The sequence below is a fragment of the Sphingomonas sp. NFR15 genome, assembly GCF_900103265.1.
In the GTDB taxonomy this organism is placed as follows: domain Bacteria; phylum Pseudomonadota; class Alphaproteobacteria; order Sphingomonadales; family Sphingomonadaceae; genus Sphingomonas; species Sphingomonas pollutisoli.
The window spans coordinates 334,224-341,494 of sequence record NZ_FMWX01000004.1; the positions used below are offsets into that span (position 1 = coordinate 334,224).

At 64.6% G+C, this 7,271-nt stretch carries 8 protein-coding genes and 1 pseudogene; 4 read left to right on the forward strand and 5 right to left on the reverse strand.

Going from position 1 to position 7,271, the window contains the following annotated elements; genetic code table 11:
- Nucleotides 1–191: 191 nt before the first annotated feature.
- From BLS81_RS12340 to BLS81_RS12360, 5 genes and pseudogenes are all read right to left on the reverse strand, one after another.
- Entirely contained in the window at nucleotides 192–2,909 is a 2,718-nt protein-coding gene (locus tag BLS81_RS12340; RefSeq protein WP_093224228.1) for an exo-rhamnogalacturonan lyase family protein, read from the reverse strand.
- A 13-nt stretch (nucleotides 2,910–2,922) separates the two neighbouring features.
- Nucleotides 2,923–3,561 (reverse strand): DUF6250 domain-containing protein, encoded by a 639-nt coding sequence (locus BLS81_RS12345; protein ID WP_093224229.1) that lies wholly within the window; start codon nucleotides 3,559–3,561, stop codon nucleotides 2,923–2,925.
- A 142-nt stretch (nucleotides 3,562–3,703) separates the two neighbouring features.
- Nucleotides 3,704–4,030, reverse strand: a pseudogene (locus BLS81_RS12350) (hypothetical protein); the annotation flags it as partial.
- A 781-nt stretch (nucleotides 4,031–4,811) separates the two neighbouring features.
- Entirely contained in the window at nucleotides 4,812–5,144 is a 333-nt protein-coding gene (locus tag BLS81_RS12355; protein WP_093224231.1) for a hypothetical protein, read from the reverse strand.
- Nucleotides 5,141–6,232 (reverse strand): IS5 family transposase, encoded by a 1,092-nt coding sequence (locus BLS81_RS12360; RefSeq protein ID WP_093224232.1) that lies wholly within the window; start codon nucleotides 6,230–6,232, stop codon nucleotides 5,141–5,143. Before BLS81_RS12360 ends, BLS81_RS12355 begins: the two co-directional genes overlap by 4 nt.
- Here BLS81_RS12360 and BLS81_RS20785 point away from each other — a divergent pair.
- The 4 genes from BLS81_RS20785 to BLS81_RS12370 form a co-directional block, all read left to right on the forward strand.
- Entirely contained in the window at nucleotides 6,158–6,430 is a 273-nt protein-coding gene (locus BLS81_RS20785; protein WP_176787128.1) for a hypothetical protein, read from the forward strand. The genes BLS81_RS12360 and BLS81_RS20785 overlap by 75 nt on opposite strands.
- Before the next feature lie 80 nt (nucleotides 6,431–6,510).
- Nucleotides 6,511–6,816, forward strand: a complete 306-nt coding sequence (locus BLS81_RS21285; protein ID WP_176787150.1) for a hypothetical protein — start codon at nucleotides 6,511–6,513, stop codon at nucleotides 6,814–6,816.
- Entirely contained in the window at nucleotides 6,780–6,932 is a 153-nt protein-coding gene (locus BLS81_RS21290) for an integrase core domain-containing protein (protein ID WP_093224234.1), read from the forward strand. The genes BLS81_RS21285 and BLS81_RS21290 overlap by 37 nt, the downstream gene beginning before the upstream one ends.
- An 89-nt stretch (nucleotides 6,933–7,021) precedes the next feature.
- Nucleotides 7,022–7,271, forward strand: a 250-nt coding sequence (locus BLS81_RS12370; RefSeq protein ID WP_143023356.1) for a transposase, incomplete at its 3' end; no start/stop codon positions are given.

Here is a 7,271-nt window from a genome sequence, read left to right on the forward strand (position 1 = left end):
TACTCCCGCATCGGCGCGGCATGGTCTTTAGGGAAGATTACGGATCTCCGCTGGCGGCCATGCTGCTGGTGGCCTGCCATGACCATCGGATGAACACCGACGCTAACGTATCAGCGACCTGACAATGGGGAGCAGGTCAACTGCCATCCGATACTTGAAGGTCTATAGGCCGCTCGGGCCGGCGGGCTCGCCTAGTCCCGGCCTGCGTCGCCCTGCCGCCGCCGGCCCGGTGCGTCGGGGGCGACGATCGTCACGCGATCCAACGCTTCAGGGATCAGCGCGAGGTTCTGGATCGCCGCCAAACCCCATTGTGCCGCGGCGTTGGTAGAAACACCCGGCCATTCAAGCACCCCGTCGACACGATGCCGTGGATCCGAAGGCCACGTCCCGAGCCCGGCATCGCCGGAAAGAAACTCGTCCGCTGCGCGCGCGGCGAGTGTCGTGTCCTTGTCCTCGAACGCGGCATACGCGGTGAGCCGGGAATGCCCCTCGCGCAGGTTGCGCGGGCCGAAGGGCGGCCCGAATTTGGCGAGGTAGGCGGCCTGCGGCGCATTGTACCACCGACAATACACCAGCCACGCGGCGCGGTAGCGCGGCACGTCCAATAGGCCGATCAGTTCCGCACTCACCTCCACCGCGCCAAATACGGCATTGAGATGCGACAACTGGATGCCGCGCCCCTGATCGATGAAGCGTCCGCTTGCCATGTCGAAGGGGGCGCTCCCGGTCATCCAGCCGTTGGGTAGGCGCCCGATGCTGTCCAGCCCTGCGACCACGCGATCCCGCCACCGCACATCGCCGGTCCGCTCCCATTCGGTGAGCCACGCGGCGGCGAGCGGGCACCAGGTCGTGCCGAAGGTCATCTCGATCGTGCCCGCCGGCAGCGTGGGTTTCTTCGCCGCGCTCGGCACCTTGCGGCCGATTTCGACCGTGGTGAGCGTCTGGTCGGACGCGATCAGGTCATGGAGCAGATCGCCCACGCGCTCGTCGGCGGTGAGATAGTAGAACGGTCGGCGATAGCTCGCGTTGCTGACGCGGGGCTGTTTCGAACTGTCGCTCCAATGCTGTACGCCGTGGCGCGTGCCTAACCCCTTGAAGCGGCCGCTGTGATAGACATCGACCTCGCCGGTATGGCGCGTCATCGCCTCGGCGAAACGCCACGTCTTGGCGTCACCGGTGCGCAGCACCTGATACCATAGCCACAAGTCCGGCGAGAGTTCGCTATTGTCCCACGCAAACCCGCCGATGTCGTAGCGCCAGCGGTGGCGATCGCTGTCATAGGTGTGCATCACATCGCCGTGGTTCCAGAAACCATACCAGGCGCGGCGATCGACTTCGCCGGCGTAGAAATCGACGAGGTTGCTCAATTGATTCTCGATCGCCGCGCGGTTTGGCGTCGAACGATCGGGGAGGCCCCAGTCGCCAAACACCTGCGCGGCATGGAGCTGCTCGGGCGCGACCATCAGTTGCGGCGGCTCGGCCTGCATCTTGGCCATCCCCTGAAGGATCGCGGTGTCGGGCGTGGCCGGGAACGCCCAGAGCATCAGCTCGCTGGTACGCGCGATCCCCGCCGCGTCGTCCCAGCCGGGCTCATAATCTTCATAGGTGACCGACAGGCCTTCGTTCTGCGCGTCGTAACGCTCCATGCCCATCGTCCCGTGATACGGCCGCATGTCCATCGCCGGCGCCTCGGGCGACCATAGCCACGCCGTCAGCGCGGCGTCGTCGCCGGTCGCGCCATCGATATGGAGCGCGCTTGGATGCCGCTGCCAGAAATAGCGGACGCCCAGCGCCGCTCCGCCCTGGGGCGAGCCGACATAGGCGAGCCCCGGCGCCCGCCGCCCTTGATCGGCATCGATCCAGCCGTAATCGGGTGCGGTTCGCTTGGTGATCGTCCAGCCGTTGGCGGTCGGCTGCTCGAGCCGGAAGTCGCCCCAGGCGGGTATACGCTCGAGCGTCGAGCGGACCGCCTTGGCCATCGTGTCGAGCGGCGGCACCGCGCGCCCGGCAACCTGCGCCGCCTTGAACGCCGGTCCGGGATCACGCCGCAGCCCGGTCAACGGGCGCACGCCTTCGGCGAAGACCTGCGCATCGGTGGCGAAGCGCACGTGGCGGTCATGGAACGCGGTGTCCTTCACCGGCACGCTCGCCCGTACGCCCAGCGCCGAGACAAAGTCCTTTGACGCGGTACCATCGAACACCACGCTGTGGACGATCCGCAGCCCGGCGGAGCCAGCATAGGCATAGAGCCGGACGACGAACGGCAACCAGCGTCGCTCCCCGGAGTAATGCGCGCCTTCGATTTTCACCACGGCGCGTACTGGCCCGCTCTGCTCGACGGTGACCCGCTCGATCTGCCCCGTGAACGGCAGGTCCGCGCCGTGCAGCGGCTCGGTTCGTGCGGCACCGATGAGGGTCACCGGGCCGAGCACCGTCCGCCCGGAGATGCTCGCCTGCTGTACCAGCGCCGCGCCCGATGTGCCGATGCGCCATTGCAGATCGCCGACCGTGATCGTCACAGCATCCGCGCTTTCGGTGACGCGGACCGGCCGGGCCGGCACCGCAGGGCGACCGCGCGTGACAATCAGGCCATCCGGCGCGATGTCGGCGGGGATAGCGTGGGCGCTCCACTTGATCGAGCCGTCGGGCCAACTAGCCGTGATCCAGAACTGCGAGGGCACCGGCCTGCCGTCGCGCGTCGTTACGGTCAGCAGGGTGCCACGCTTGATCGCACCGCGTGGCCAGGCGACGCCGAACGTCTGCCCCGCCTGCATCACCGGCGCCACGCCATCGATCCAGCGCACCGGCGCAGGCTGGAATGCCGCGACCGGGGCCGCGCCTAACCGGGCCGGCAGTACCGCAGCGGCACTTCCCAGCGCCGCCTTGAGCGTCTCGCGGCGATTCAGCATGTCTCGGTCTCCATCAAAGATGCGTCACAGACACACGCCGGATGCGCAGGTGGCTCCACGTGGTGCGCAGTCCCCAATGGCCGCGTGTGTACGGGCGGGCGTCGTCGAGCGTGAACAGCCGTTGCCCGTCCCGTTCGACCGCCACCGTGTGACCGTCGGCGATCAGCGCGATGCGCGTCCAGCGATTGGGAACCAGTAAGTCGGTGGGTCCGGCTCTGTCATGTTCGGGCAGGAGCGGGCGGTTGCCCGGTACGCCGATATAGCGGCGAAACCGCGTCGTGGTGTTCCGGTTGCCGCCGATTCCGACATAATACGCCCGCAGGTCGTCATAAGCGGCGAACACACCCGAACGCCGCTTGGACAGCACCGACGATCCGTCGTTGTTGGTTGCCATCCAGAAGGCATTGAGGTCGCTCACCGAGTCATTGGCGCCGCCAGCGGAGATCGCCATTGCCTCGAAGGTAATCGTCGTCGGCGCGGTGATCGGCTTCGTCCACCACAAGGTGAGTCCCTTGGGCGTGTCGATGTCGATGATACCACCGCGTTCGGTGATCTCCGCATCGGCCGATTCGGCCTCGATCCGCCAATCGGTGAGCGGCGCCTGTGCCGCGGTCGGCGCGGCGATGCTGGCGAGGACCACTCCGATGCTCATGCCCTCTCCTCGCTTCTAGCGTTCGCGCCAGCATAGGACGGCGCGCGTCGTTTTGCCAATACGGTCCCGAAATATATGTGCGCGTTCCATATTATGGGGTTGTACAGTAGGACTCCCCCTCGCGAGCGTAGTGTCGGTCGGACTATTTCGCCGTCCCGGACGCGGTCAGGCTGCCCGGAAAATAGCCGAGGTGCGGCGGCTGGTTATATGCCGTGTTCTGCCAGGCCACCCCGGCGCGATAGACCGGATCTTGCATCAGCGTCACCAAACGATGCGTGGTCGGATAGGGCGTGACATAGATCCGCAGTTCCCGATTGTCGGCGGTGCGCCAAACCACTTCCTCGCGCCAGTCACCCAGAAGATCCGCCTGCAACGCGGGGTTCGCCTTGGTGCCGTTGTTCGGCATCAGCCCCGCAGGAGCGAGCAGCGGGACGGTGGTGGCGGTTGTCCAGTCCCATTTGCTGATGGAACCCGATCGAGAGTGTTATGCCATAGAAAAAGCTGACTTTTTCAGCAATTTCCGGCGATACCCCAAACAATACCCCTTTCTCCGTATGGTACTGGTTGGGAAGGCTTTCCAACGACTCAACCCGAATGCCACCCCCCTCGTCCTTCTGTCAGGGACTGGTGGCGTCTACCGCATACCCGTAGGCCCCCTAAGGTGGAGCCACGACACCAAGATATCCGAGCGATAAGACGTATCCGATCCAACGGCTGGAATTTTGAGCGGCCTGCGGCATCGGCGCGACCACAGACTGTGCCGCGCCGGGCCGGCGAGCAGCCTGCCACCGAGTGAACTTGTCGTAAGCAAAACGGCCTTACTCTGCCATACTGCGATGGATTGGGTTTTCACCGATCCGCTATGGTGGTAAATGATCCTCGACCGTTCAAAAGAGCGGCAGGAGAGGTTGTATGGAACGGTTGGAGCCTGCTTTATGCCAGTGCGGTTTCCCGCTCCTTTGTTGCGCGAGCGGTAGCGCTATCTTCATCTGTGGACTGGCGCTACTCATCTTGGGCTAGAGTCTGCACGGATGTGCTTTGACTTGATGATCGCTGCAACGCGATAGATCAGGCCCTAGAAGCTGCGGTCGCTCGTGAACGTCTGCGCGCTGGGGGCGCGCGCGCCTGATGCCGACTTGCCACAAAGGCGGGTGGCAGTGAAAGCTAACCCTTTTTCAGCCCGTTGCGGCACATTCCCACAGTCGCCCAGCGACACCGTACCCAGCGTCGCACTGTACGGGTCGCGTCCTCTAGCAGGCCGTTGAAGAAAGCCATTTTGTAGCGATGAAGGGGATTTCATCGCCGTTGCGGTATCGAATGTCGCCGCGGAGCGAGCCGTCAGGCTGGAGCTCGGCGTCTCCGTCGCCGCAAACCTCATCCATCTCGTCGCTGCCGTCCCACGAAAAGTCGATGCTCGTCGCGTTGGCGCTGCTGGCTTCCCAGATATTCCCGGTGCAAGCGCCGAAGGCGAACTCGCCTCCGCCCGCATTCTCGAACAGGATATAGGCGGGCTCGACCAGGTCGGGATAATCGTCAGGGTAGCCCGGCATCGCGACGATGCGCCATTTGCCTGCCACGCTCATGCCGCTTCTCCAAGCAGCCTGGGCAGACGGATCAGGTTGTATGCAGCAGCGGCGAAAGTGAACGACCAGTCGACCTTCTCAAGCCCGCGTAGCTTGGTTCGTCGCAAGCCGGCGATCATCTTGATCCAGCCGAAGGCCTCCTCGATGCGCTTGCGGATGCGCAGGCTGGCAGCATAGCTCGCGTGGCGTGTGGTGCGTCGATCGATCGCCGAGCGTCTCCCGCTGACGTTCTGCGCGACATGCGGACGCACGTTGAGCGTGCGGAGTTCCTCGACGAAGTCGGCAGCGTCGTAGCCGCGATCGGCGCCCAGCGTGATGGCGCGAGGACGGTCGGCATAGGGCTCGATCATCTCGAGCGCCGCCAGACGCTCGGCGTGGCCGGAAACGCGCGTGAGCCTGGCATCGACCAGTAGACCTGATCGGTTCTCCATGAGACCATGCCCGATGAAGCAGAGCCTGGCTTCCATACCGGGCCCTTTCCGATAGAGCATGGCATCGGGATCTGTGGTGCTTGCATGCGTCGCGTTCGAGCGCTTCTCCCCGCGAAAGCTGGACGAGGTCTTGCTCCCGCCACCGTCGTCATGGGGTGGCCCCGGATCGTCCTTCGGGCGAAAGCTCTTCACGCTCGCCCACGCGTCGATCAGAGTGCCGTCGACGCTGAAATGCTCGGTCGACAGCAGCCGGCGGACCCGCGGTCGCGCCAGCACAGCAGACAGGAAGCGCGCGGCAATGTCGCCGTCGAGCAGCCGATCCCGGTTCTTCGAGAAGGTCGAATGATCCCATGCCGGCTCATCGGCGCCAAGCCCGACAAACCAGCGGAACAGGAGATCGAACTCCAGCCGCTCCATCAACTGCCGCTCCGAGCGCACGGAATAAAACGCCTGGAGCAGCATTGCGCGCAGAAGCATCTCGGGCGGAATCGATGGACGACCGATCCCGGAATAGAGCACCGCAAACTCGCCCGACAGCGTTTCCAACGCCTCGTTCACAATCGATCTGATCGCTCGCAGCGGATGGTCGGCGCGAACTCTCTGCTCCAAGCCGACATAGGAGAACAGCTCTCCCGAGCGCTGGTCCGTGCCTCGCATTCAATCCTCTCGACGACCTCGACGCCGAGTGAATCATGTCTCTGCCCGCCGCGCCACCGCCTTTTTCAACGGCCTGCTAGCCCGGACGCCAAGAACGTCCAGCCCTCGACGGGCGACAAGATCACGGATCAGGTTCTTGCCGCGCTCGATGCCGATTTCGCCAAGTTGCCCGCGAAGGCCGCGACACCCGCAAAATGAACTCGTTTGGCCCGCCGTTACGAAAACGGCGGGCCGGAATGATAGGCTTCTCGGGCGTCGGCAGCCCTCGGCTCGCCTTCATGAGCGATCCCGGCAGGCTCCGCGGGACGACCACCCGCGTGTCATCCGCGCTGAACGTAGGGACGAGCTACCGGGGTTCCGACGTGGTCGGGACGCTCGACCGCATCGCTGCGGTTCATGGCCGCCCCAAACGCATTCGCCTGGACAACGGCCCCAAGCTCATCTCGAGCAATCTCGATTTATGGGCCTACCAGCATGATGTGGTGCTGGGCTTCAGCCGTCCCGGCAAGCCCACGACAATGCGCCCGCCGAGGCGTTCAACGGCCGTGTGCGGGCCGAACGCCGCAACGCCTACTGGCTCTTGAGCTTGGACGACGCACAGGTAAAATCTGATGCGTGGCGGCGCGACTACAATGAGCATCGTCCGCGCGGCCCCTCCCCCAATGGAGCGCGCTTTTTCGTCACGGCAGGCCTACCCTGACGAAAAGAATGACCTGCTGCCCGTTTCTTGGGCCGTTTTGAGCTGGAAAATTCCAGTTATGGAGAAGGGCCAGGGAAGCGGAGTGAGCGATGAAGAGGTCGAAGTTTTCGGAGGCGCAGATCGCCTTCGTGTTGAAGCAGGCGGAGGATGGGACGAGCGTCGGCGAGGTGTGCCGCAAAACGGGGATCAGCGAGGCGACGTTCTATGCGTGGCGCAAGAAGTACGCGGGTCTGATGCCGTCGGAGATGCGCCGGCTGCGTCAGCTTGAGGAGGAGAACGCCAAGCTCAAGCGGCTGGTGGCTGATCTGAGCCTCGACAAGGCGATGCTGCAGGATGTCG

What these genes read in the sequence shown, in the direction of transcription:
- BLS81_RS12340 (WP_093224228.1), bottom strand. Translation starts at nt 2,909, where the DNA reads ATGCTGAATCGCCGCGAGACGCTCAAGGCGGCGCTGGGAAGTGCCGCT.
- BLS81_RS12345 (WP_093224229.1), bottom strand. Translation starts at nt 3,561, where the DNA reads ATGAGCATCGGAGTGGTCCTCGCCAGCATCGCCGCGCCGACCGCGGCA.
- BLS81_RS12355 (WP_093224231.1), bottom strand. Translation starts at nt 5,144, where the DNA reads ATGAGCGTGGCAGGCAAATGGCGCATCGTCGCGATGCCGGGCTACCCT.
- BLS81_RS20785 (WP_176787128.1), top strand. Translation starts at nt 6,158, where the DNA reads ATGGTCGGCGCGAACTCTCTGCTCCAAGCCGACATAGGAGAACAGCTC.
- BLS81_RS12360 (WP_093224232.1), bottom strand. Translation starts at nt 6,232, where the DNA reads ATGCGAGGCACGGACCAGCGCTCGGGAGAGCTGTTCTCCTATGTCGGC.
- BLS81_RS21285 (WP_176787150.1), top strand. Translation starts at nt 6,511, where the DNA reads ATGAGCGATCCCGGCAGGCTCCGCGGGACGACCACCCGCGTGTCATCC.